General features: G+C 58.7%; 24 protein-coding genes. 18 read left to right on the top strand and 6 right to left on the bottom strand.

The genetic code is table 11. From position 1 onward, the window contains the following. Positions 1-84: 84 nt before the first annotated feature. The 5 genes from DL88_RS17330 (at position 85) to DL88_RS17310 (ending at position 5,609) form a co-directional block, all read left to right on the top strand. Complete coding sequence (locus tag DL88_RS17330; protein ID WP_034999025.1) at positions 85-543, top strand: hypothetical protein; 459 nt, start codon at positions 85-87, stop codon at positions 541-543. Positions 544-560: 17 nt separating this feature from the next. Then, a complete protein-coding gene (locus tag DL88_RS17325) occupies positions 561-1,208 on the top strand; it encodes a hypothetical protein (protein WP_034999023.1) in 648 nt (215 codons plus the stop codon). An 11-nt stretch (positions 1,209-1,219) separates the two neighbouring features. Then, positions 1,220-4,276, top strand: coding sequence for a putative type IV secretion/conjugal transfer ATPase (locus DL88_RS17320; RefSeq protein ID WP_034999021.1), 3,057 nt, complete (start codon positions 1,220-1,222; stop codon positions 4,274-4,276). 270 nt (positions 4,277-4,546) lie between these two features. Beyond that, positions 4,547-5,029 carry a DUF2726 domain-containing protein gene (locus tag DL88_RS17315; RefSeq protein ID WP_051956129.1) on the top strand — a complete coding sequence of 161 codons (483 nt, stop codon included), beginning with the start codon at positions 4,547-4,549 and terminating at the stop codon, positions 5,027-5,029. 31 nt (positions 5,030-5,060) lie between these two features. Next, positions 5,061-5,609, top strand: a complete 549-nt coding sequence (locus DL88_RS17310; protein WP_034999019.1) for an SEN1982 family lipoprotein — start codon at positions 5,061-5,063, stop codon at positions 5,607-5,609. Positions 5,610-5,627: 18 nt separating this feature from the next. Here the strand turns inward: DL88_RS17310 and DL88_RS17305 are convergent, their stop codons facing one another. Then, on the bottom strand, positions 5,628-5,972 hold the full coding sequence (locus DL88_RS17305) for an HU family DNA-binding protein (RefSeq protein WP_169741599.1): 345 nt from the start codon (positions 5,970-5,972) through the stop codon (positions 5,628-5,630). A 250-nt stretch (positions 5,973-6,222) separates the two neighbouring features. On the opposite strand from DL88_RS17305, the gene DL88_RS17300 reads away from it, so the two are divergent. Next, on the top strand, positions 6,223-6,891 hold the full coding sequence (locus tag DL88_RS17300) for a hypothetical protein (protein ID WP_034999017.1): 669 nt from the start codon (positions 6,223-6,225) through the stop codon (positions 6,889-6,891). Positions 6,892-6,897: 6 nt separating this feature from the next. Here the strand turns inward: DL88_RS17300 and DL88_RS17295 are convergent, their stop codons facing one another. After that, positions 6,898-7,737, bottom strand: a complete 840-nt coding sequence (locus DL88_RS17295) for a hypothetical protein (RefSeq protein WP_156971178.1) — start codon at positions 7,735-7,737, stop codon at positions 6,898-6,900. A 124-nt stretch (positions 7,738-7,861) separates the two neighbouring features. On the opposite strand from DL88_RS17295, the gene DL88_RS17290 reads away from it, so the two are divergent. The 12 genes from DL88_RS17290 (at position 7,862) to DL88_RS17235 (ending at position 16,722) form a co-directional block, all read left to right on the top strand. Next, positions 7,862-8,401, top strand: a complete 540-nt coding sequence (locus tag DL88_RS17290; RefSeq protein ID WP_084705260.1) for a DotD/TraH family lipoprotein — start codon at positions 7,862-7,864, stop codon at positions 8,399-8,401. Beyond that, entirely contained in the window at positions 8,394-9,359 is a 966-nt protein-coding gene (locus DL88_RS17285; RefSeq protein WP_034999011.1) for a type IV secretion system DotC family protein, read from the top strand. Before DL88_RS17290 ends, DL88_RS17285 begins: the two co-directional genes overlap by 8 nt. Beyond that, positions 9,356-10,498 carry a type IV pilus twitching motility protein PilT gene (locus DL88_RS17280; RefSeq protein ID WP_034999009.1) on the top strand — a complete coding sequence of 381 codons (1,143 nt, stop codon included), beginning with the start codon at positions 9,356-9,358 and terminating at the stop codon, positions 10,496-10,498. Before DL88_RS17285 ends, DL88_RS17280 begins: the two co-directional genes overlap by 4 nt. Next, on the top strand, positions 10,498-10,746 hold the full coding sequence (gene icmT / locus DL88_RS17275) for an IcmT/TraK family protein (protein WP_034999006.1): 249 nt from the start codon (positions 10,498-10,500) through the stop codon (positions 10,744-10,746). Before DL88_RS17280 ends, icmT begins: the two co-directional genes overlap by 1 nt. Further along, complete coding sequence (locus tag DL88_RS19610) at positions 10,743-11,171, top strand: hypothetical protein (RefSeq protein WP_051956128.1); 429 nt, start codon at positions 10,743-10,745, stop codon at positions 11,169-11,171. Before icmT ends, DL88_RS19610 begins: the two co-directional genes overlap by 4 nt. A gap of 8 nt (positions 11,172-11,179) precedes the next feature. Next, complete coding sequence (locus DL88_RS17265; RefSeq protein WP_034999004.1) at positions 11,180-11,692, top strand: lytic transglycosylase domain-containing protein; 513 nt, start codon at positions 11,180-11,182, stop codon at positions 11,690-11,692. 41 nt (positions 11,693-11,733) lie between these two features. Beyond that, positions 11,734-12,843, top strand: coding sequence for a secretion/conjugation apparatus DotM-related subunit (locus DL88_RS17260; protein WP_245270937.1), 1,110 nt, complete (start codon positions 11,734-11,736; stop codon positions 12,841-12,843). 14 nt (positions 12,844-12,857) lie between these two features. Then, positions 12,858-13,397, top strand: coding sequence for a hypothetical protein (locus DL88_RS17255; RefSeq protein WP_034999001.1), 540 nt, complete (start codon positions 12,858-12,860; stop codon positions 13,395-13,397). Positions 13,398-13,460: 63 nt separating this feature from the next. Beyond that, a complete protein-coding gene (locus DL88_RS17250) occupies positions 13,461-15,815 on the top strand; it encodes a type IV secretory system conjugative DNA transfer family protein (protein WP_034998999.1) in 2,355 nt (784 codons plus the stop codon). A 24-nt stretch (positions 15,816-15,839) separates the two neighbouring features. Then, entirely contained in the window at positions 15,840-16,082 is a 243-nt protein-coding gene (locus tag DL88_RS17245) for a hypothetical protein (protein ID WP_034998997.1), read from the top strand. A gap of 83 nt (positions 16,083-16,165) precedes the next feature. Beyond that, entirely contained in the window at positions 16,166-16,444 is a 279-nt protein-coding gene (locus DL88_RS17240; RefSeq protein WP_034999029.1) for a CopG family ribbon-helix-helix protein, read from the top strand. Next, on the top strand, positions 16,432-16,722 hold the full coding sequence (locus DL88_RS17235) for a type II toxin-antitoxin system RelE/ParE family toxin (RefSeq protein ID WP_034998995.1): 291 nt from the start codon (positions 16,432-16,434) through the stop codon (positions 16,720-16,722). The genes DL88_RS17240 and DL88_RS17235 overlap by 13 nt, the downstream gene beginning before the upstream one ends. Before the next feature lie 289 nt (positions 16,723-17,011). Here DL88_RS17235 and DL88_RS19605 read toward each other — a convergent pair whose 3' ends face one another. From DL88_RS19605 to DL88_RS17215, 4 genes are all read right to left on the bottom strand, one after another. Next, positions 17,012-18,340 carry a DUF6602 domain-containing protein gene (locus tag DL88_RS19605; RefSeq protein WP_051956127.1) on the bottom strand — a complete coding sequence of 443 codons (1,329 nt, stop codon included), beginning with the start codon at positions 18,338-18,340 and terminating at the stop codon, positions 17,012-17,014. A 392-nt stretch (positions 18,341-18,732) separates the two neighbouring features. Continuing rightward, a complete protein-coding gene (mobF, locus tag DL88_RS17225) occupies positions 18,733-21,939 on the bottom strand; it encodes a MobF family relaxase (RefSeq protein ID WP_034998993.1) in 3,207 nt (1,068 codons plus the stop codon). Continuing rightward, positions 21,936-22,235 carry a hypothetical protein gene (locus DL88_RS17220; RefSeq protein WP_034998991.1) on the bottom strand — a complete coding sequence of 100 codons (300 nt, stop codon included), beginning with the start codon at positions 22,233-22,235 and terminating at the stop codon, positions 21,936-21,938. Before DL88_RS17220 ends, mobF begins: the two co-directional genes overlap by 4 nt. Positions 22,236-22,328: 93 nt before the next feature. Further along, positions 22,329-22,637 (bottom strand): hypothetical protein (locus tag DL88_RS17215; RefSeq protein ID WP_034998988.1); only part of this gene is annotated, 309 nt, incomplete at its 5' end.

Raw genomic sequence — 22,637 nt, 5'->3', positions numbered from 1 at the left:
AGGCCGTCTATGTTTTCTCATGACGCCAGCTGACACTGGATATCGAAGGAAGCAATCCTTCGCTTTTCGATCAGGAGTGTGATCATGCAATTGGTTGTCATGAAGAAAAAGGCCGCTGACAAGACAAAGGTCGAAATGGAAAAGAAGACCCTCGCCGAACGCATTCTTGGTGTGGGTGCCGCGGGTGTTTCCCTCGGCGCTTTGATGACCAGTCAGGCTTTTGCTCAGGGCGCGGTTCAGGGTAACGGTATCGGCGCGCAGCTCAACAACATCTCGTCGGAAGCGATCAATGCCGGTGGCCAGTTCGGCGGCATGGCAATGTATATCGCCGCTCTGATCTGTTTCGTCGGGGGTGTGTGGGCTCTGTGGCAGGCGCAGCAGCCGCAGAACCGTGAAGGCGGCATGCGCGCGGCAGGCATCGCCGGCATCGTCCTCTGCGGTTTGTTCGCGACGGGCGGCACCTGGATCAACAAGGCCGCGAATACCGCGTCCGGTGCTGCCGCTACCGTGAACGATACTCCGCAAGCTGTCCAGTTCCAGTAAGGCGGGCAAAAACGATCATGTCTCTGCTGCCGCTTGTGCCGAATATTCTGGACGGAACGGCGTTTCAGGTCCGTCCCAGGCATGAGCGGCAGACCCCATTATTCTCCTGCCAGTTTTGCGGTTTTGATGCCGCAGGCTGGCAGGTGCCATTTCAAGACCCCGAAACCGGCAAAGCCGGTGCGGCCTGTGTCCTTTGTTCCCTGATCCTGCGGCTCGATCGTCCCCGGATTGACGACGAACTGGCTTTGATCTGGTTGCCGGAAATGTCTCAGGCAGCCGTGAATGCCGTTGCCCGCTCCCTCCACGGACTCTTCTTCGCTCATGGCGAGGCGCCGTCACCAGCTTTGAGGCCCCATGGAGAGACGGCGCGGATGCGGGCGGCTTGGTTCTTCTGGCAGAGTTTGCTTCAGCGACAGGCTATCGCCAGGGAGCGTTTCGGCTCGGATCGGCCCAGCGATATTGGCCAGGTCCTGGCCTCGGTGAGCCCGCAGATTTTCCATCGCCGGAGCAAGCTTCTGTCGGGTCTGCGCCTTCTGCCGCTCGGCCATTTTTATCACGGCGGCCATGACCACTATCCAGGTCTTCTGGCTCGTCATCTCAGGGCGCTCAAACAGGCCGGACAGGGGATCAAGGACACGGTTGAGACAGTCCCGTCAGCATCCTGAAAGGTCCCCTCATGAATTTCATCGCGCAATGGTTCGCCTCGCTGAGCCTGATGCTCAAACAACCCCTCGGCGCCTATTGCGATGTCGAGACGGCGCATGGCGACGCGCTCGTCACGCGTTACGGCGATTATCTGTCCTTCGTGCGGATCGATGGCCTGCGGCGGATGTGTACCAAGGCCGAATATGCCGATATGGCCAAAGCCATGAGGCTCGATCTTTCGGGCACTTTGGAAGAGCGCGGTCATGCCATTCAGGGCTTTTATATCTCCGATCCCGACCTTTCCGAGCGCGAAATCAATCGTGTGAACATGACCGCCTGCCGGACGGTGGCGAAAGAAGTCGGCCTCGATCTGGACGATATTCTGGATGAGCGGATGCGGATCTGGCCCCGCGTCATGCGCTGGGAAGCCGCTTATTACGTATTGTGGACGCGGCGCGGCATCCTGACCAAGGAAGAGAAGAAAATCCTCAAGGAAGAGATGGCGGAACTCGCCAAGGACTGTCCCGCCATCGGCGAGTCACAAAAGTTCTTTTTGCGCAGCGAAGTGATGGCGGCGCATCACGCGGGCTTCGTCGCGCGTGTCGTCAATTCGTTCAAGAGCCTCGACATTCACGCGGAGGAACTGACAGCGCATGAGGCCTTGAAAGTGGCGCGGGAGACGCTTTACCGCGAGACCTCTGGCTCGCCCTGGAAAGCCATCCTGCCCGGGCAGAAACTCATGCCGCTCCTGCCGGAGGATGATGAGACGCATCCCAAGGCGGAGGGTCTGCTTTGGCCCTCGATCCGTTCGCAAATGCTGAGTTTCGACGCCATCACCCAGGGCGGTCAACAAGTCGTCCTTGGCACGAATACCTATGCCCCGATCGACATGGTGATGGGACCGGAGGACCCACGTCCCTTTCTCGAGCTGGCGAGCCATCTGGGGCACGACCGTATTCCCTGGCGGGCCTCATTCCTGCTCGAGGCGGCAGGACGAAACGGCATGGCCTTCAAGGAGATCGGGGCAACCTTTCTCGGCATGTTTCCCCAAAATGGAGACCTGCGCCGGGCTTTTGCCGCCTTACGGCAAGCCAGAGAAGAGGACAACCATGGGGCCGTCAAGTTCCGGGCGTCTTTCGCCACCTGGGCGCCTGGTGATGATGTCCGCAAGTTGCGGCGCCGTGCCTCCACGCTGTCGCAACGTCTCGAGGGCTGGGGCAATTGCAAAACAGGCACGATGGCGGGCGATCCGCTCGATGCGGCGATGAGCTCGGTTCCCGGAATGGCGGTCGCCTCGACGGCGCCGCCGTCTCTGGCCCTGTTGGGTGATGCTTTGCTGATGCAGCCATGGAGCCGCACGGCGTCTCCTTGGGAGACCGGATCGGTCCTGTTTCAGCTGCCGCACGGGGGCCTTTGGCCCTATGATCCGGCCGGGGGCTCAAAACGCCCATCGGTGGTCGATCTCTTCGTGGCGCCGCCCGGCTCCGGCAAATCGGTGCTCGCCAACACGATCAATCTCGGCCTGTGCCTCAGTTCCGCCGTGCTCGGTTCGCGCGGGGCCAAACTGCCAATGATCGGCAAGGTCGATATCGGGCCTTCGGCGCAAGGCTTTGTGCGGCTCATTCAGGAGGCCCTTGGACCCGCGCGCCGGCACGAGGCGATCTATACCCTGATGCAGCTCACCCCCGGCCATGAATTCAATGTTTTTGATCTGCAGCTCGGGTGTGAATATCCGCTCACCCTGGAACGGGCCTTTTTACAGAACTTTCTCGTCCTCCTGACGCTGCCGCCTGATCGTGACGAGCCGCATGAGGGTGTGCCGCAATTGATCAATGTGTTGATCGACGAGGTTTACCGCCTGCATACGGATATCCAGGGCGGTTATCCGAAAATCTATCAGGCCGGAATAGATAGTGAAGTCGATCGGGCGATCGGACGGCTTGGAATCGTGCTGCATGAGCATGAGCCGCATTGGCGTGATGTCGTGAACGAATTGTTCAAGCGCCGCGAATACCGGCTCGCGGAAGTCGCTCAGCGGCATGCCGTGCCGATCCTCGAGGATCTGATCAAGGCAGTGCAATCCGAGATCGTGCGCGACCAGTTCAATGCCCTGCAGCTGCATACGACGGCCGAGAAGGTGACGGAACTGTTCTCCCGGTATCTGCAGGATGCGATCCGTATGTATCCGATCCTGAACAAGCCAACGAAACTGGATTTCGGGCCAGCCCGCATCATCGTTCTCGATCTGGCGGAAGTGGCTCCAACCGGCTCGGCCGTGGCCAATCGTCAGACCTCGATCATGTATCTTCTGGCGCGTCATATTCTGGCCAGAAACTTTTTCCTCAAGCCGGATTATCTGGAGCAAGTGCCATCCGCCTATCGGGATTACCATCACGATCTTTTCCGTGAAGCCTATGAGAGCATCAAGCGTCTCGATTATGATGAATGGCATCGTACTTCAGGCAGTCCGCAGATCCGCGCTCAGGCGGCCCTCGATATCCGCGAAGGGCGCAAGCACAATGTCCAGTTGGGCTTTTCCTCGCAGCAGATCAAGGACATGGGGAATGACATCATCAGCCAGTCGACGGGCCGCTGGGTGTTGCGCGCCGGTGATGAGGAAGAGGCCAAGACCATCATCGAGCGTTTTCATCTGACGGAAGCCTCGGCTCGGGTTTTACGCTCCAGTCTCAACGGGCCTGGCCCCAATGGTGCTCCGGTGTTGGCGATCCTGCAGGCGGGAGCCTATCGCTATGAGCAATTGCTGGTGAACCGTCTGGGACCGGTCGAACTCTGGGCCTTTTCCACGACGCCAGGGGATACGAGTTTGCGCAATACGCTTTATTCGCGGCTCGGTTTCAGCGAGGCCTTGCGCCGCTTGTCGCAAATCTTTCCGCATGGCTCCGCCCTGAAGGAGATCGAACGGCGCAAGGAAGAACGGCTGCGCAATGGCGAGCGCGACGAGAGCGTACAGGCGGGTGTGGTGGACGAGCTCGTGGCGGAATTGATGGATGGTCTCGGCATTGGCCTCAAACTGCGCGACCATGTCGATGCTCAGAACGAAGAAAAAACCTTGGCATCCGTCGCCTGACGGAAGGGGCTCTTTGTTTTCTCATGACGATGAAGTGCAATGCCTCACGAGCCAAGCAGGCTCCAGTCTGTGCCTGGCCGTGGTCCCACCCTCGTCCGCTATCAGCCGGGAGGGCAAACAAGGCCCCGATCCGAAACGCGCAAAAACATGGAAAGCATGCTTTTCGTGGCCAGGTTAAGTCATCATAGGAAATCGGGGCAAGCTGAGAGGGTCTGGATGGTGAGAAAGCCATTCAGACCCGTTTTCTTTGAGGGGCATGCGGAGGGGAGGATGGATCCACGCATTTTAATTTGGGGCCTGGAAGGATTGGCGATCGGGTTCGTCTGTCTGTACCTGCTCGCGAAATTCGGGAAACGGGCTTTTCCCTATCAGGCGAAGGCCTTGCTGACGCCTTGGGAGGTCAAGGTCTTGAAAGAACTCATTCGCACCTTGCCGCCGAACCTGCATCCGTGTCCTCAGGTGCGGCTGGCGGATCTTGTGATGATCAAACAGGGGCTTTCAGGACGGCATCGTTTTACCGCGCTCAATCGCGTCGCCGCCAAAAGCGTCGATTTCGTCATTCTGGAACGCCACACGGGACGGATTGTGTTGGTCATCGAGCTCGATGACAAGACCCATGCGCGGCGCGAGCGGAGGGTTCGCGATCGCTTTGTCGATGATGTCCTCAATCGCTGCGCCATTCCGCTGCTTCGGGTGAAACCAGGAGAACCAATTGCCTCGCGTGTGCTCTCGCACGGCGCGCTTCTGCCTTGAGACCGGAAGCGTGGATAGTCAGGAGGAAATGATGTCCTTGCCGAAAGTTCTTTGTATTGCGGCCCTACCGGCCGCCATTCTGGGTTTTGTCGGCTTCAAAGTGAATGAGGCTTCGACGAAACAGGAGATCACGCAACAGGTCCAAACCCTTTTTGATCATGCTTGCGGTTTGCTCGCGCCGATTTCGCCGCAGGATAATGAAGCGATATCAGTTGAGCAGTATGATGCCCTGGTTGACGCTGGCATGATGTTACGAAGCCCAAAAGCCGTGTATGCGCTGACAGCACAAGGACAGGCGGTGTTTCAATTCAGGGATAGATGGCCGATTGGCCAGCTCGGCCTCTGCGCCTATCATTTCGAGGATGCCACTGTTGAAGACGTGTCTTTTCCCGAAATCCACTCAAACCATTTTGTGCGGCATGTGACCTTTACATTCCACACACGCTATGAGGACTGGGCCAAGACACCATCCGTTCAAAAAGCCTATCATGGCGAATTGGGTTTGAGCCGGGAAAACCGGCTGTCGGCCCCGATGGTTTTGACCAAATCCGGCTGGGTCTTCGTGGAGCCGCTGATTTAACGGGCTCTTGCCACTCTTTTACAGGGACTCTTTCAGGTCACGCGCGACTTTGAAGGCGACTGATTTACTGGCCTTGATCTTTATGGCTTCCCCGGTCGCTGGATTGCGTCCCTGACGTGAGGCGCGTTTTTTCGCCTGAAAGATGCCGAGGCCGCTGATCCGGACCTTGGAGCCTTTCTTCAGGTTCTTGCCGACGATTTCGACCATATCATCGAAGAGCAATTCAACAGTCTTTTTCGGCAAATCATGAAGAATGGCGAGATCGGCGCCGATCTGTTTCAAGGTGATCGTCGTGACTTTGGCTGCCTGGGTCGATTTTATGGCTGCTTTGACAGCAGTAGACTTGGATTTTGGAGCGGCCATGATCCTCTCTCTTTGCTTGTTTGCGTCAGTTCGACGTTCTCCCTAACGGTTTTTTACTGTGCCGTCGAATTGGGAAAGCTTCATCCTCAAAAAACGCCGCTTCTGAAGATCTAGGGATTTCGTGCGGGCAGCCCCTAGTCTGATGCCGGATCGACAATTGGGGAGCAACGACAAAAGCCGAAGCGTTTAGTTGTTCGCGCGGCGGCCTGCGACACAGATCTTTGTTCCTTGTTGAGAACAGGAGATCAAGGTGAATTCACTCGTGAAAGAAACCAAGGCGCGCTTGTATGCACCTAGCAGAGACGTGATCCTTAAGATTGTTCGGGCTTTATCTTTGATCGTCAAAGCCTTTCCGGAACTGGCTGGCACGCTCGCTTTCGTGACTGGCCCTTTATTGTTGCTTTTATTGCTTGCCATGGCCGGGGCTTATTTTCCCGAGCGGCCTTACGGCTTGAACAAGATGATCGGCTATGGGTTTGTGTTGATCCAGATCCTAATATTAATGATATTAGTCTGCGAGGTGTTGCGCACAATGTTGCGCGAAATGTTGAAAGTAGAGTGGCGCAAGAAGCGCGGCGTCTGGGAAGAGATTTTCTTGCGGATTTGGCTCGTTGAGGTTTTTGGCGGGATAGCGCTGGGAGGGTTTTTCTATTGGCTCGGCGTCAAAGGTGTTTGGCGTCCGCTTGTCGTGGATTGGGGAGAAGACCGACAGAACTTTCTATGTTTATACGCTCTGGGCGTGGGTGTGAGCTTCTTCGGAATTGTGGGCCGGCTATATCTGTGGGAGAAAACCCTTGAACGCAGAGAAGCGTGCTTTGCAGCTTCATTAGTACGCACTCTGAACATGATCGTCTGTCTTGTCGGAACAGTAATTCCCTGGTCAATGGCTTACATATTGCTCAACGCCTTCAGATCATGATAACATTTATGTATGAGCTTGTGGGCATTTAACGATCAAACTTTCCGCCTTGATGCGGCCCTCACGGAGATCATTATATTCCTGTCCGGTTAGGAACATTCCACTCTGTGTATCAAGCGGATGAGTGGGGCAGAGAGAGAATAGGCCCGGAAGTTTGTCGTTTAGCGCGGCCGCCCAAGGCAGCATTTCATGTCGCGTGCCGGAGTCCAAGTTGGCAAAAAAGTCGGAGATCGTACTGCCAAAGCAGCGAAGATCATGGCGCTTTGGACCGGAGCTTCTGGCGCCAGAGTGAAACATCAGCAAAGCGGAAGGCGCAATAATTTTTGGGCCGCGTGTCTTGGCAAGAAAATCGATGCAGGCCGATTGGCAGGTCAACGGCACTTCGATTGGAACGGCACCAAGGCGCGCGACAGCAAAAACCAAGTCGTCCGCGGAGTTGGTTACGCCTCCATAACTTGTGATTTGGATCCTTTTGATTGAGTCCGCGGACTGATCGAGGATCGAGCTGACGGCATTCACCAAACCGCCGTCAATTCCGCCCTTGATGACAAGAGCATCGTTGTTGACGCTGACCGAAGAATTGACACTGGGCTGAGTCGACCATGTGCAATAAGCTGGCTCCGTAAGTTTCAACAGATTCCAAATAACTATGAAGACAATAACGCCTATTGCTATAATCCACACAGCGTAAAAAATGCTCGATCTAATAAGACTCATGAAAATAGGCCAGCTGAATGTAACAGTATGGTGATGACCGCTGAATTTAGAAGTAAAAATACGGCAGTTTTCATAATTTATGTGTCTTCCTCCTTTTCTATAGAGCCACAAATCGTTTCTGACTGACATCCCGCACCAGTCTGCCGCAAGGATGTGGAAGATCTAGAAAAATATTATGGTCTTGCACATACCCCTGAGCTTTTCGCGTGAGCGCCCCCTAGCCTGATGTCTGATCATCAATCGGGGGCTTTGAATGCGACAGACTTTCTCCGTTTCTTCTCGTGTAGGACCGCTTATCCTGACCCTGGGCCTTGGAGCGTGCGCCACACCGATCCCGACTTATGTCGATGTGCCTGGTATGGCCAATCCCGAAATCGCGCTGCGCGAGAGCTTCACCAGCGTGGATACTGAGACAGGCAAACTTGGAAGCCTCGATCTGAAGGAGCCGCTTCCTCCTTCGCCCGTCTCAAAGTCGACGGCACCACCGGCAAAACCTGCCAAAACCCTCTCCGCGCTACAACGCACGGGCGTTGTTCCCGCCGAATTGCAGCGTGTCGTCGCCTTCCAATTCAATGGATCGCTCAACGATGGCGTGACACAGCTTGGCAAGATCATCGGCTATGATGTCGTGATCCAGGCCCCGGCCAATGCGGAACCGAAACCGATTGTCGTCGAGGCTGTCGATGCGCCTGTCGTCGATTATCTCCGGTCCATCGGCAAGGCGGTCGGCGATCGCGCCACGGTCCAGATCGATCCGCAACACCATCAGATCCAGGTGATCCACCATGTCTGAGCGCCGCGCCCTCCACGGCCGCCGCTTGGGCCTCATGCTCGCGGCCAGCCTCACCTTCCTTCCGCCTGCCCATGCCGAGAACAACGTGACGATCCTGCCGATCCCGCCAGAGCCCAGCTTGCGGGAAATCGAGCAGGCGGCACGGGAGACAGGTAATCCTTTGTCGAAGCCGGTGACGGGCGCCAAGCAGATCCCAGCGATCGTGGGTGGCGAGCGTCCGCCGTCCCTCGAGGCTCTGCAAGCGGCTTTGCCTGGCCCTCAGCCTGGGGACGGACTTGAACCCGGACGTGGTGACATCCTCTATCAGGCGGCTTTGACCTTCGGAGCTCAAGGCGGGCTCGCCGCGCGGGCTTTCGGCATCAACGAAATGCTGCGCCGTTACGAGCCGACGCTCGACAGCGTCTTCGACTTCAGGACAGTCGTCGTGCGGGTTGGTCCAGGCCGGACCCTGATGCGGCCGCCGATCGTGACCGCAGCGCAAATGGCCTTTGCCTTGGGGGAAGGCGCGCAGATCGCCCGCGAGACTGCCTGTGTCTACCAGATCACGCGCCGCGCTCAGCTTGCCTCCGCACCGCCAAATTGGCGCACCTATCTCGTGCGCTCATGGGCTTCGCCGTCAAAACCGTCCGATGCGGTCCTGCCAAGAACCGAACAAGAGGTGAACTGGTGGAAGAAATGGGTGGCCGAAGGCTGGGCGCAGGGCGAGCGGCAGGGGGTCGAGATTTTTCTCGCCGATCTCTCGCGTCTGCAGCGCGATTACATCGGCATGGTTCGTTACCGCGTCCTTCTTCGCGCGGGTCTCGTCGAAAATCCGCGTGTCGCCTTTGAGGATAGCGTCGTCAGTGGCGGCCATGAAGAGATGCGGGCCGGAGATCGTGTGATCCGCATCACCGATCAACCCGGCTTGCGTGCAGACCGCAAATCCTGGCCAAGGAACACAAGGAATTGCCCGCAATGAACGCGCCGCTTATGACGGTTTGGCAGGGGCGGGGGGCTGAACCCTGGGTGCGCGATCCGCGCAAAAGCGCGCCTGGCCTCGATCATCTTTTGACCTGGGCCTATCGGCAGGGGGCTTCGCGCATCGCCTTTTTGAGCGGTCATCCCGTCTGGGTGCGCATTCATGGTCTCAATCAACCGGTCGAGCCCAATCCCATTCCTGAGAGCGATCTTGCTCTCATTACCAACCATATCTATGGCGCCGATGGCACGGCGCGGCTGAAAAAGGGTCAGGATTTCGATCTCACTTACGAAGTCCTGCTCGATCGTGGCATCCGCCTGCGTTTTCGCATCAACGCGACGGCCACACGGACGAGCCGGCGCGACGGCGTGAATATCATCTTGCGGCCGATTCCAGACAAGCCGCCGACGCTGGAACAGCAACGGGTCGAGCAAGGCATTCTCGATTCCTTCAAGCCGCATGAAGGGATGGTGATTGTCTCGGGGGCGACTGGTTCGGGTAAGTCCACGCTCATTGCCGGCATGACGATGGCCAAGCTGCTGGATCCCCATGGTCACTACAACATCATTGAAGGCGCGGCTCCGATCGAATTCATGTTCGATCGGGTAAGGAGTGCGACTTCGACGATCGTTCAGAGCGAGATCCCTATCGATCTGCCGACCTTCGAAGCCTTCATTCGCGGATGTATGCGGCGTGAGCCAACTGATATCATTGTGGGTGAGTGCCGAGACAGCGTGACGATGGCGGCGGCGATCCAGGCGGCGATCTCCGGCCATACGCTGACGACGACAATCCATGCCAATGACGTCGCTTTGACCATGCAGCGGATCGCAAGCCTCTGCCCGCCCGATGAACGGGATAATCTCATCAGCGCGGTGGCGCAATCGCTGCGCCTCGTCATCAACCAGAAACTGATCCGCTCCATCAATGGGAAGCGCGTCGCTCTGCGTGAGTTTCTGGTCTTCAACCGCGCTCTGCGAACCAAATTCCTCGAAACCGATCCGAAACTTTGGCCCGCCCTCACCCGGCAGGCCATTACGGCGGAGGGACAATCCTATGAGCAGGCGATCAACCGCCTGCTCGAAGCCGGGCTGATTTCGGAAGAGACGGCGGCCCATGAACGCAAGGAGATTGGATAATGTGGCGGAATACGGCGCGGCCCGTGATGGTCGTGTTTCTCGATGCGCGGGCGTGTTTCCCGGTCCTCGCTTTCTTCATGTACTGGAGCTGGACGACCGCCAAGATCGCCATTTTCGGCACGCTCTTCTTCGGCATGATTTCCTGGCTCGGCCTGACATTGCCATCCTTCGCCCGGCTTTTGCGGCGCTGGATCAATGGCAGCTTCCGGCCCGCTATTCCCACCTGGAAGCGCAGGAGGTTTGCATGACCGAGGAGCTGAATCCCGCTCTGGTCGGCCGTGGAGTCGCGGCCTTGTTCGCACTGACACCGAGACCATTGCGCCTCCATGATCCTGTTTATGGGACCGTGAAAGACATTCCAATTGAGGCGGTCGGGGAGGTTGATGGCTTGCTGCCGTTGTTCCTGGCTGCGGCCGAAGCCATCTGGTTCGAGGCCTTCGGGCATGGGTTCGCTCTGAAACTGTGCATCGATCCTCAATCATTGCTTGGCTATCGGGTGGTCAGCCTTGGTTGTGTCGGCTTCGTCGGCGTCATGCTTCACCTGATGGAGGCGATCTTTCAAATCGCCCGTACCGACATGATCCTGCTCAACGATTTCAGTGTGGTCTGGGAAAGCGCCAAAATCCGGCTTGGTGTCGCCTCTGACACCGATGCGCCGCTCTCGATCGCATAGGAGGCCGCATGTTTTTCAAAACCGGCTTCTTCAGTGCGGCCCTTGCGTTCATGAGCGTATCGATCACTCATGCCGATCCGCTCATGAGCGAGGGCCAGAAAGTCCTGGCCTGTATCGAGGCCTCGGCCGAAATCCATCATTTACCCGCTGGCCTCCTGCTGACTCTCTTACGGGTCGAAGCCGGTGAGCTCGGCAAGGTGTCGCAAAACAAGAACAAGACGGTCGATATCGGACCGATGCAGATCAATGATAGCTGGGTGCATAAAATCGCCCGGCATTGGGGAGCCTCCGATGCCGAGACTTACCGCGCCTTGCGGGACAATTTCTGCGCCAATGTGGCTGGTGGCGGCTGGATCCTGCGCCAGACCCTTGATGAAGCGAAGGGCGATATTTGGGAAGGCGTGGCGCTCTATCACTCGCATACACCCGTCCACAAAGTCCGCTATCTTCATCAGGTCCTGCATCATCTCCATGCGCTGCAGAAGGAAGCGCAACTCTCCTCCCGGAATTCAGGGAGCTGATGATGGCGGGAGGACAGAGCGGCGCTCGAGCCGATTATACAATGTTCAGCACGATCGTCATCGTGCTGGGCCTTGGTCTTGGCGGCTGGATGCTCTGGCAGAGCCAGCATGGCGAGATCAGCGCGGCCATGATGCGGTTTTATCATTGGCAGATCCAGAACCTGCACGGGTTCACCCATCGCTTCGATTTGGCCGACCGCCAAATGCTGGCCGCCAATCCCAATCGGGTCGAGATCGGCACGCTGATCCGAATGGCGCGTGCCCTGGGACAATTCTTTCTCTATCCGGCCGTGGGCCTCGTCCTGTGGCTGGCTGTCGTGTGTTTCCTCTCCGCGGCATCCTCTCGCTATTGCCGGGCTCTCGATCTCGAAGGGCTGATGCGTGAACAGGCCCAGAGCCATCCCGGGATCACACCGTTTATAACCCGGTCGTTGCGTCTCCTGCCGCTCGACAAGGCGTTTGTCAGGCCCCTCGATCCCGCCTTGAACGTGCGGGAATGGGTTGAGCGGCATGCGTTGACAAGTGATGGCACGTTTGACAAGGCGGCAGCGCGTTGCGAGCTCATCCGTCAGCTCGGCGATCCGTGGCAAGGCCCTGAAAAGGCAACCCCGGCTGTCCGCTGCATGCTGGTTGTGTTCATGCTGCATGCCACGGGCAAGCGGAAAGAAGCGGCGGATTTCCTGGGTCAGATGGCCGAGGATCTGTCCCATGGAAAAGGCGAGGGAGCGGCTGGCCCGGATATATCCCTTCACTTTTCAGCATCCGTGGTCCAGCGCGCCGATTACTGGCTCAAGGATCGCGAGAGCCTGGTCAGGCTGCTTGGTCCTCTCTCCCAGCCCAAGCATGGTTACACGGCACCGCTGTTGATGAGTGCGTTGACACAGGCCCGTCTGGCCTCTGGCGTCCTGGCGCCGGCGCAGTTCAATTTCCTCAAACTGGTCGACCGCCGTCTGTGGTTTGCGCTCCATTCCCTGGGCTTTCCGACGAGCGGCAAAAGCCTGGAAACACATCCCAACCCGCGCATCGAAGCGATTGGCGCGCGCGATCATTGGGCCGCCGAACGGGTCTTTGGCGCCCCCCTTCGTCATCCTTCGGTTGAGCAAGCCGTGGAAGCCATCGCGGAGGCCTTTGCCAGACTCTCCTACGAGTAATCAGGAAAGCAGCCATGTCTCAAATTGTTTTGTATTCAGGACGCGATCAAGCCGATGTTTCGCCGATCTATCTGCATGTCGACGATGATTTACAGGGATACCGCTTACGGATCGTCCCTTCAGCGGGGACCGGACTACACGTTCACATTGAACGGGATAAGGCAGGAAAAACCGGGCTTTTCCGAAAACAAGGCGGGAACGAAACGGCAAATGTTGGTGAAAACCACTGGTTTGTGCCGCATTCAAAACTCGCTGCCTTGTTGATCGTCGTCGCTGGCATGAGCATCAGCTGGATCGGGATCAATGTCGCGAAGACGATTGCTCAGAAAGCCGACGTCGAGCACGTCGGCAAGGCACCGGCCGCCAACTATGTTCAATCGCTTCCCGAGGAGCCTGCCTACCAGATCAGGGAAAAGACTGCGGTCCCGACTTTTGAGCCCGACGCGCAATTGAAGGCTGTTACGGACAATCTCCGCCATGCTCCGGTCGTGACACCGGCCCCTGGAAGCGATCCAAAATCCCCATCAGGACCGGCCGCGTTTGGTCTCGAATAAGGGGCCAAACATGCAACGGCTTTCCTGCTGCATCCCGTCCATATCTGAAACGGAGAACGATCGATGATCGTGCGCGAGATCGCTGGCCCGCAGGGGCGTTATGAACGAACGGGTGCGCAAAACCTCCGCGATACCCGCTCGATCACACAGCGTTTCGCATCAGCGCTGGTCACGAATTTTTCAGCCGTCATGCTGACCGTGGGCGCGGGAGTCATGGTGATCGAGCCCGCGAGTGTCGAACTGATCGTCCCGGCCAGCCTGCTTTATGCCGGCATCGTCCTCACGCGGCGCGTCAAGCTGCCGATGCGCCTCCCCAAGAGCGCCAGGATCAAGGACTGGAACTATCCTGATCCATCCTCCCGCAAGCCCCGTATGGCAGCCGGCACGATCTATCTCGGCCGCGATATCGAAACCAATCATGAATTGTGGCTCACACCAGAGGATGGGCGCCAGCATGCGACCATCCCCGGCACGACTGGCGCTGGCAAGACCACGGCGATCGTCTCTTTCCTGACCAATGCCCTGGCGCAGGGCTCGGGCTTCGTGCTCGTCGACGGCAAGGCCGACAACAAGCTCTATGGCGAGATTCTGGCTCTGGCGCGCCGTTTCGGCCGCGAGGACGATGTCCTTGCCCTGAATTTTCTTGTGGCGAGCGGCGAGAAGCAATCGAACACGTTCAATCCTTTCGCGACCGGCAATGCGGACGCCATCCGCGAATTGCTGGCAAGCCAGCTCGGCGAACAGAGCGCGCAGGATTCGAACGGCGTGTTCCGCGCCCGGGCGGTGGCCTTGATTGGCACGATCGCGCCCGTGCTCACCTGGATGCGCGATCATCGCGGCGTGCCGATCAGCATCGAGACGATCCGCTTTTGCCTCGAACTGCGCTGGATCTGGACACTCGCCAGCCATCGGCTGTTCATGGTCCGCGATCCCTCGAACGGCAAGATCATCGAATACGACGTGTCGAAGGACATGCCCGAAGAAATCATCTATCCGATGCAGGCCTATCTCGGCGAGCTGCCGGGATATGATTCCAGCGTGCCCTGGAACCAACAGAAGGATAACAAGCCATCCGAGCAGCATGGCTATGCGCTCATGTATTTTACGGCGACCTTCACCCAGCTGGCTGTCAGCCTCGGGCATATTTTCAAGGTGCTCAATGGCGATATCGACATCCGCGATGTCGTACTCAATCGGCGTATTCTGGTGGTGTCGCTGCCGGCCCTCGAGAACTCCGACGATACTCTGGCGGCGCTTGGCAAGATCGTCGTCGCCTCCTTGCGCGGGATGATGGCGCAGATCCTCGGTGCCAAGCTTGAAGGCGATTATGCGCAGATCGTGGAAAACAAGCCGGGCATGGGTGTCGCGCCCTTCATGGTGGTCCTCGATGAGCTCGCCTATTATGCAACGGGCGGCCTTGACCGCATGCTGGCGATGGGCCGCGGGCTCAATATCATGTTCTGGTTGGCGTTTCAGGAAGTCTCCGGCATTTGGGCGCGGATTGGCGAGAAGACAGCCTCTTTGCTTGGCAACGCCAATCTGACCGTGGCGATGCGCCAACAGGACGCGCAGCGCACTCGCGAATGGCTCGAACAGACGGCCGGCCAAACCTATGTGACCCAGGCTGGTGGCTATCAGACGGGCGAACTCGGCACTTATCTGGAAAGCCAGCATGCCGATCTGCGCCAGGTGTCGCGGATCGACTGGCGCGATCTGCAGAGCCTGATCGAGGGCGAGGCGATCATTCTGTTCGGCGGCCGCCGCATCTATGCCAAGCTGTTTCATGCTAAATTCGATGTTTCGGGGCCGATGCGTCTCAATCGCTGTCTGGGGCTACTGCCGCCCAAGCCGGAAATGCTTTCCCAGGAAGAAGCGCGTCTTTCGGAACTGATTGTGACCTTCCAGAACGGGCTGATCGGGTTCGGAGTGGAAGGGTCAAGCGACCCGGTGCTCGAGGCTGGCCTTAGCGCGTTTCGGCAGGGGTTGAAGAAGGGCGCTTCGATCGACCAGAGTCTGCAGGAGGTCTTTGAGGCGATTGATGCGCTGCCGCATGAACTCGCGCGATCCTCTTTGGTGATCCAGAAAGACGAAGCCCTGCGCCCGATCAAGACGCCGTTCACCGATCTCCTGGAAACGAGCCGAACCGGTTGGCCTTTGCCGCCCGCATCCTTCGGATTGCCGCGTGAACCCATTGATCAGCGGCTCTTTCTCGATGTCGTCGAAATCGAGAGGACGATCGGTGCGTCTCAATCCGCCGCTCGCAAGACAGCCCTTGATCTGCTGGCGCTGCGCGATCTTGCCTTGCGAGATGAACAGAATGAGCCCCGGCCAACGGTTTCCGTCGAGGATCAGAAACGCAAGCTCAGTAGCCTGATCGAGCAATTCGAGGCCATTGCGGAGGTGGGCGAGGCAGTCTAGCCTGACGATGAAGGGAATGGCTTGATGGATGATCCGAACAAGGAAATCATTGAGACGGCTCTCGGCAGCTTCTGGCTGACGCACTATCCGGAACGAGGCACTTTCCGCATTTGGTGGCCGTCAAAAGCCAGGGTGGGTGAACTGGTCAAGGAGGTGATCCAAGGTCGGGCATATTGGGACCCCAAGACCTACGGCTGGTACGTGCCACCATCGCACCGGGATGAAGTCTATGTGGCGCTGCAGGAGCTTTCAACGAGTGGGCTGTGAATCGTTACGCCTTCAGGGCCTGGACATGAGTGGAGAACGATATATTTTAGCAAAAGGTATTACTTCTTGCTATGAGGGCTGACATGGCAGCGGCGACTTCCATTAAACTGGACGAGGAATTGAAACAGCGCGTCCAGCATCTAGCCTCCGCCCGCCGCCGCTCCGCACATTGGATCATGCGCGAAGCGATCGCGCAGTATGTTGAACGCGAGGAAAAACGCGAGGGGCTACGGCAGGACACGCTCAAGGCGTGGGAGGAGTTTCAGGCGACCGGTCTGCACGCCACGGCCGAGGACGTCGAAAAGTGGCTTTCGAGCTGGGGAACGGATAACGAGCTGCCCGCGCCTTTATGCCAAAAGTGATCTTTTCTCCGGCCGCGATCCGCGACCTTGAACGGCTCCGAGCGTTTTTGCGGTCCAAGAACCCATCCGCCGCCAAACGGGCTGGTGAAGCCATCATTCAAGGCCTACAGGGCCTCGACGCTCATCCCAGGATGGGGCGGCTGATTGAAGACCTGCCGGAACACTACCGGGAATGGCTGATCGAGTTTGGGGATAGTGGTTACGTGGCGCGATACCGCATCGATGGCGATGGGGTCACGATTTTGGCCGTAAGGCACCAGAAAGAAGCTGGTTATTGAGGCGACTACTCAATCGAAGGTTAATGGCTCCATCGCACCACTTTCGGACCTTGGATGATCAGCCCTTAATTTCTCAAGTGGGCCGTAAACGGTCCGGCTGCTTTTGGCCTTGAAAACGGGAAAGCGGACGCTTGAGGCCCCGACCACGATCTGCGACGCGGACGCAGCTTGGCAAGCTCAAGTGCAAGGCGCTCAACACGCTCCAGGACATCCTGCGTGGCTCAAAGGACTTGGCGGCGCGCCGCCCAACTCCTTCCGGCGGCGACCTAGAACTCATCGCTAGCCACGCTCACCAAGGATCGTCGTTCTCTAGCCAACGCACGGTGCGCGCGATCCGCGCTAAGGCGCGGTCGCGCGCACCGCCCTCCTCATCGCTGTCGGTGTCTTCCATCATCACTTGCCACATGCCCGTAAGATAATCGCGCGACGTCGCGCCCAGTTCGACCCGCGAGCGCCACGTCAGGCCATCGGGCAGCACACGCGGTGCCGGAGTCCGCAAATAATTCTGCATCGTGTCAAGAAACACGGCGGCCTGGAAATTACGGCCCATCAGGTTCCGCATAAGCGACAAGACAGGCCGGGTTGGGTTATCAGCATAGCCACTCAACACCAGCTGGCGCTCGAGCACGCAGATCGCCGTCACCTCGTCGAAGGGCTGCCCCCATATGGTCATGCTATCCTCGTAGAACTTCGCCACGTGTCCGAGGAGCTTCCTGTCGGGGATGTCGGTCTCAAAGGCGAAGATGCCTTTGAAGATCGGTGCCGCGATCTCGAACGGGAGCGAGTCGAGATGCTCCAGCGATTCCTTGAGCGTGCCGGTGGTCAGCCGGGTTTTCACCTCGAGCACAGCGCGCACGCTGTCCATCGGCACGACAACGAGGTCGCCTTGACGGAACAATGGTGCATAGTCGATGCGGTCGTAGATGATGATGTCGAGCTGTAGGTCGCAGCCGTCGATAAAGCCGGTGGCGACGTGGTAGCGCTCCGCCAGGGTACGGCGCAGCAAGGCGCGCAGCAATTCCTCACGATAGCCGCCTGCGGTGCCGCGATGGACGACGAGACGTCCGAACCGACGCGACTGGTTCGACAGATCGTCGGCGAAACTGTAGGCAAAGGCGCTCGACTGCTCCGAGCGCAGCATGTCCTCGGACGCGAACAGTTTGATCTTCTTGGGCGCGATTTTACCCTTCTTGGCCGGTTCGACTCTCAGAGCCGAGGATACCGTCATCGCGCGGAGGCACACGTCGATGAAGTCGGCCGAAAGTTCCGGCAGAAGTGCGGCGATCCGCTGCTTGAGATCGGTAAGCTCGGCCGCCTGGCGATCGGCGGTGATGTTGGCGGTGACCACGCGCACCAACACAGCCTGGTCGAGTTGCCGCTGCTGCTCGACCGTCGCATTAGTATTAGTAAACGCGCGGTGCGCGGCATTGCGATACGGATTATAGACCAGCCGGTCGGCCGCGATCACCTCGGTCTCGACCGGGTAGATCGGGAGGCCGTCCCGCCGCACCGTGACGCGGTCGCCCTGGATCTTCTCGACAGCGAGCGATCGCACTGCGGTCCATGGATCATCAAGACAGATGCAGAAATCGTTGGGCTTAAACGTGGGAGCTTCCATCCTCCAATCTTGGCGAAAATTTCCGGACGATCAATAACCCGGTGCCAAGGTCCGGCAGCGAATTGTCGCCAATCGGGTCGATCCGCAGCATTGAAAGCAAAAATACGCTAGACAGATCGATTCGACGATCCTCGCAACGGGGAGGCAGCTTTTAAGATCGGTAATCTATCAGCCAAACCACTGGAATGGGCGCGAAGCGGAAGTTGAATGACCTTCCTTGAAGGTCGCCTCTGGGCTGCAAGCGCCTCTCCTAGAGCATCGGACTTTCAAATTGAACCATGTCCGCTGCTCTATCTTTCTGAAAACGCATCAGATTAGCCCCAAAAGTGGGAGCCACTTTTGGGGCTGATGCTCTAGATAATGGAACAAAGCCTTAAGCTGAACCCTACAGCTCATCTTCTTGCAGATGGCGAAGGAGTAGCCTCATTTCGCTGCCGTGCTTCGGCCAGCTTGCGCTGCTGTTCCTGGGTCTCGGCCTGCATCTCCTGCAGAAACGAGGCAGCGCGCTTTGACAGGGCATCGAGCCGCTTTCCATTCTCCTTGATCGCCGCATTCAAGGCCACGATTTCCGGATCGACCTGTTCCTGCACGACCTTGGCCCGAATGACCTGGCGCAGATCCCGGCCGAGCTCCTTCGATTTTCCGTCATTACTTTCGGCCCTGAGCCCGAGTGTCAGCAAGGTGTCAACGGCCTGTTCACGATGCCGGCGCAATGTGCCGATCAGATCGGTTGCCAGCGGCTTGTAATTCTTCGTGGCCATATCGGCGGCAACGCGCTTCCAGATGTCCTCAGTGGTGACAGGAGAGGCATCGCCCAAGGCGCGGCTGCGCTTCTCAGCCTCATGGACGGCCGCTCCCGAAACCAGGGTCCATGTAGCGCCCCTGGATCTGCTTTCTGCGACATAGCCTTTGAAGCTGCTGATGCCGGCACTGCCGCGCGGCAAGGCGTTGATATGCTCTTCCGAGGTCAGGCCTTGGGCGGCGTCGATGGTCAGGGCATGGCCATAGCCGAGCATCAGGCGCTGCGTCTTTGGATCGATCAGACGCCTCATTTCAACGGAGCCGATCCGGCCCTTCTTGTCCTTGAAAGTGAAACCATCGGCACTTCTGCCGACAACCTCGACGATGTCGCCATTGTCGCCGATCGAGCCGCCCTTGCCGTCGATCGTCGCCCAGGTGCGCCGATAGAGGCGCAGCTTGTCGCCCGTGGCGATCCGAAGGTCATAGGTCTCACCGCGCTGATCGATCGCCTTATAGAGCTTTTCATCGGCGCCGATCTCGCCCCGCGCCTTGAGCCGTTCGCGGATCGCCTGGCTGATGTCGGCCGCATCCTGATTAGTCAAGGCGGAGACGGTGATGCTCTTCTTCGGATCCTCCGTGCGCAGGATGTCTCGGCGCTGCATGTAAAGATCGGCGATCTGGCCGATGACCTGGTCCTGATCGCCGCCGAGGAGGCGGGCGGTGCCATCCTCGATCTTCATCCCCAGGGCCTCGCCGGCCTTGCCTTCCCGGAAGAGATTGGCGATGTCGCGGTCGCGCCGCGTGCGCTGGCGCACGGTGGTCAGGAGCTCGGGCAGGGCTTCCTTCGGCAGGACGCGCTTCAGGATCTCGATCGTGTCGCCGGCTTCGATCGCCTGCGCCTGTTCCCGGTCGCCCAAGGCCTTGATGGTCATGCCGGTCTCGGCCTGGACCTCGAGGAGCTTCAGCATGGCACGCGGGCCGATCTGGCTGACTTCATCGATAACGAGGACAGTGTTGTGGGTCGGTTTGACGGTCCCCTTATCAATGGCCTGCAGCAAAGCGTCGACACCGGCCGTCTTCTCGATCCCGGCCTTGGCCAGGGTCGTCGTGTCGGGCTGGCCTTCAACGCCGAGCGATTGCAGGAAGGGCTGGAGGGCGACGGTCTTCTCGATGCCGGCATCTTTCAAGGCATCGGCTTGCCGCCAGGCCGTGGCGACGCCGATCACTTCACGGCCGGCTGCATCATAGCGGGTATCGGCCTTCCAGGCGGCGACGAGGGGTTGCAGGAGCGTCGTCTTGCCGGACCCGGCCACGCCCGTCAGGAGGGTCAAGCGCCCGCCCTCGCCGAATGCATGAATCGCCGCGCGCTGCGCCGCTCCATGTTCGGGTTCGCTGGTGAAATCCAGGCCAGAGGCGTTGATCGCGGCCTTGACGGTTTGAGCAGAGAGCGCGCCGTCCTTGTCCCGCGCCACGGCCCGGGCCTTATTGGCGAGCTCGGTCTCGATGCGGATCTGCGCCGTGTTGGTGATGCGGACCTTATCCTCCATCTGGCTTGTGATCAGCGCCACATGTTCACCATGGAGGCTCAAGCCGCGCTGCTTGAGGAGGGCAACCACCCTGTCGATATCATCCCGGCCATGCTCCATACCCGAGCCAATGAGACCGCGCACGGCATGGACGCGCAGACGATCATGGTTGAGGACGGCAGCCGTCTTGAAATCCTCGGCCAGGCGCTTGGCGGCGAAGTCATAGGCCCTGTCGTAGCGCTCCGCGTCGGACAGGGTCTCGTGCTTGGCCCCGGTCAGGACGGTTTCATGGCGCCAGCCGATGGCTTCGGCCTGGGCCTTCCAGGCTTCCTTTTCGCCCTTGCCATCTTGCTTGGCATAGCGCGAGACGACGCTCGATTCATTGAGGATGGTTTGCTTACGCTCGATCGAGAGTTCGTCCCAATCGAGGCCCTGGCTTTTAGCGAAGGCCTTGGCCGAGCGCAGGACCTGCTGGCGGCGCTTGCTGAAAGTGTCCACCGCCTTTTGCGGAATGGCCTCGAGAACGACGGCTTCATCCTTCCTGTCATAACCGATCTCGGCGCCGAGGCGGCGCAATTCGTCGGCGAGGCGGCCCTGGAAGAAACCACCAAGCTCATGGATCAGATCGGATGTCAGCTCCTTGGTATTGAGCGATCCGACGCGGCCATCGGCGGTGACGACCATGTTCATGAAGAAATTATGGATATGGGCTTGTGGATCGCCCGCTGTCTTGGCCTCGACGAGATAGGTCGCGCCGCTTTTGCCATCCTGTAATTCGACCGTCGGCCGGGCGACGTGATGCCGGAAACTCACCCAGCCGACATCACCCGGATCAACGCCTTCTTCGCCGCCCTTGCCGCGCCGTGCAAACCCGAGGCGGCCGGCCGCATAGCGCATGGCGGCATCATTGGCGCGGTCAATGGCGTTCCAGATCGCGGCGCTTTCGGCGGGTGTCGCGGCGAATTCAGCGGCAAGCGTCACCGATTTATGCGGCGAGAAGGTGAAATCAAATCCGGAAAGCTTTCGTTCTTGCTTGGACCATTGCTCCCCATTATCCCCCCGCTTGCCCTCGAACAGACGATCGAGGACTTCACTGGTTGGCATCTGGCTTGGATCGATCCCCACAGCCTTGGCGAAGGCCGGGGTGATGTCTGGCCGCCAGGTGGCCCGGCTATCCCGGCCGGTATAATAGGACGTCAGCCGGCTGCCCGGTTCCAGAGGCTTTTCTGGATGTTTGGCAGGGTCGTGGATGGGTGCCGTTTTGCCTTCGGTAAAATAGGTGCGCAGCAGGACACCTTGAGAATCCGCCGCGATTTTGCGGAAATTCATCATCGGCGGGCATCCCCATGGCCATTTGGCGCGATAGGGGTTTCTCTGCCCTTTTGCAGAAGGATCAGGATCTGCTGCAGAAGATCGAGCTGGTCGTTGCTCTGGCGGACAAGGACAGTCAGGAGCTGATCAAGCGGAATCCGGTCGGGGTCCATTTCGGGAGGGGCCAGAAGCTCCAGGATCAAGGCGTTTTGCTTGACCAGGGTGCCGAGGATCGCTGTTTGCTCCGTCTGCACCATCTGAATGGCTTGCAGGCGGTTTTCGGTGGTGGGCTCTGGATCGGTGGAAGAATGGGCCATGTGAGGTCTCCGAACGGGATGTTCCCAGCATGGCCGTAGGTCATGATAAGACCGCGCGATTTCTGACTGGCGGCAGGAATTACAGGGCGAGCGTCAATGGTGTTTCTTCGAGTGATGGGGCCTGCCTGATTTCAGGGGCTGTCCGTTGGCCTTGCGATAATCCTGCAGATAGAGAAAACGGCGGGCGAGATTCGTGCCGTATTGGACGGCCTGATCGAGATATTCGATAACGCTGCTTTTGAGCGGATCCTGCTGGCTCACATTGACGATTTTGACCTTGTCGAGCTCGGCGCGGATGTTGAGCAGGATGAACGCCATAGAACATGCCTCAAGCTGGTCGATTTCATCCCGGATGGTGTCCAGCTCCATCTTGTAGATATGCAGCTTTTGGCCCTGGCTGGG

Origin of the sequence: Beijerinckia mobilis (genome assembly GCF_000745425.1) — a bacterium.
Taxonomy (GTDB): Bacteria; Pseudomonadota; Alphaproteobacteria; order Rhizobiales; family Beijerinckiaceae; genus Beijerinckia; species Beijerinckia mobilis.
Note: the sequence above shows the minus strand (reverse complement) of the source record. Positions and strands in the feature narration are given on the sequence as shown.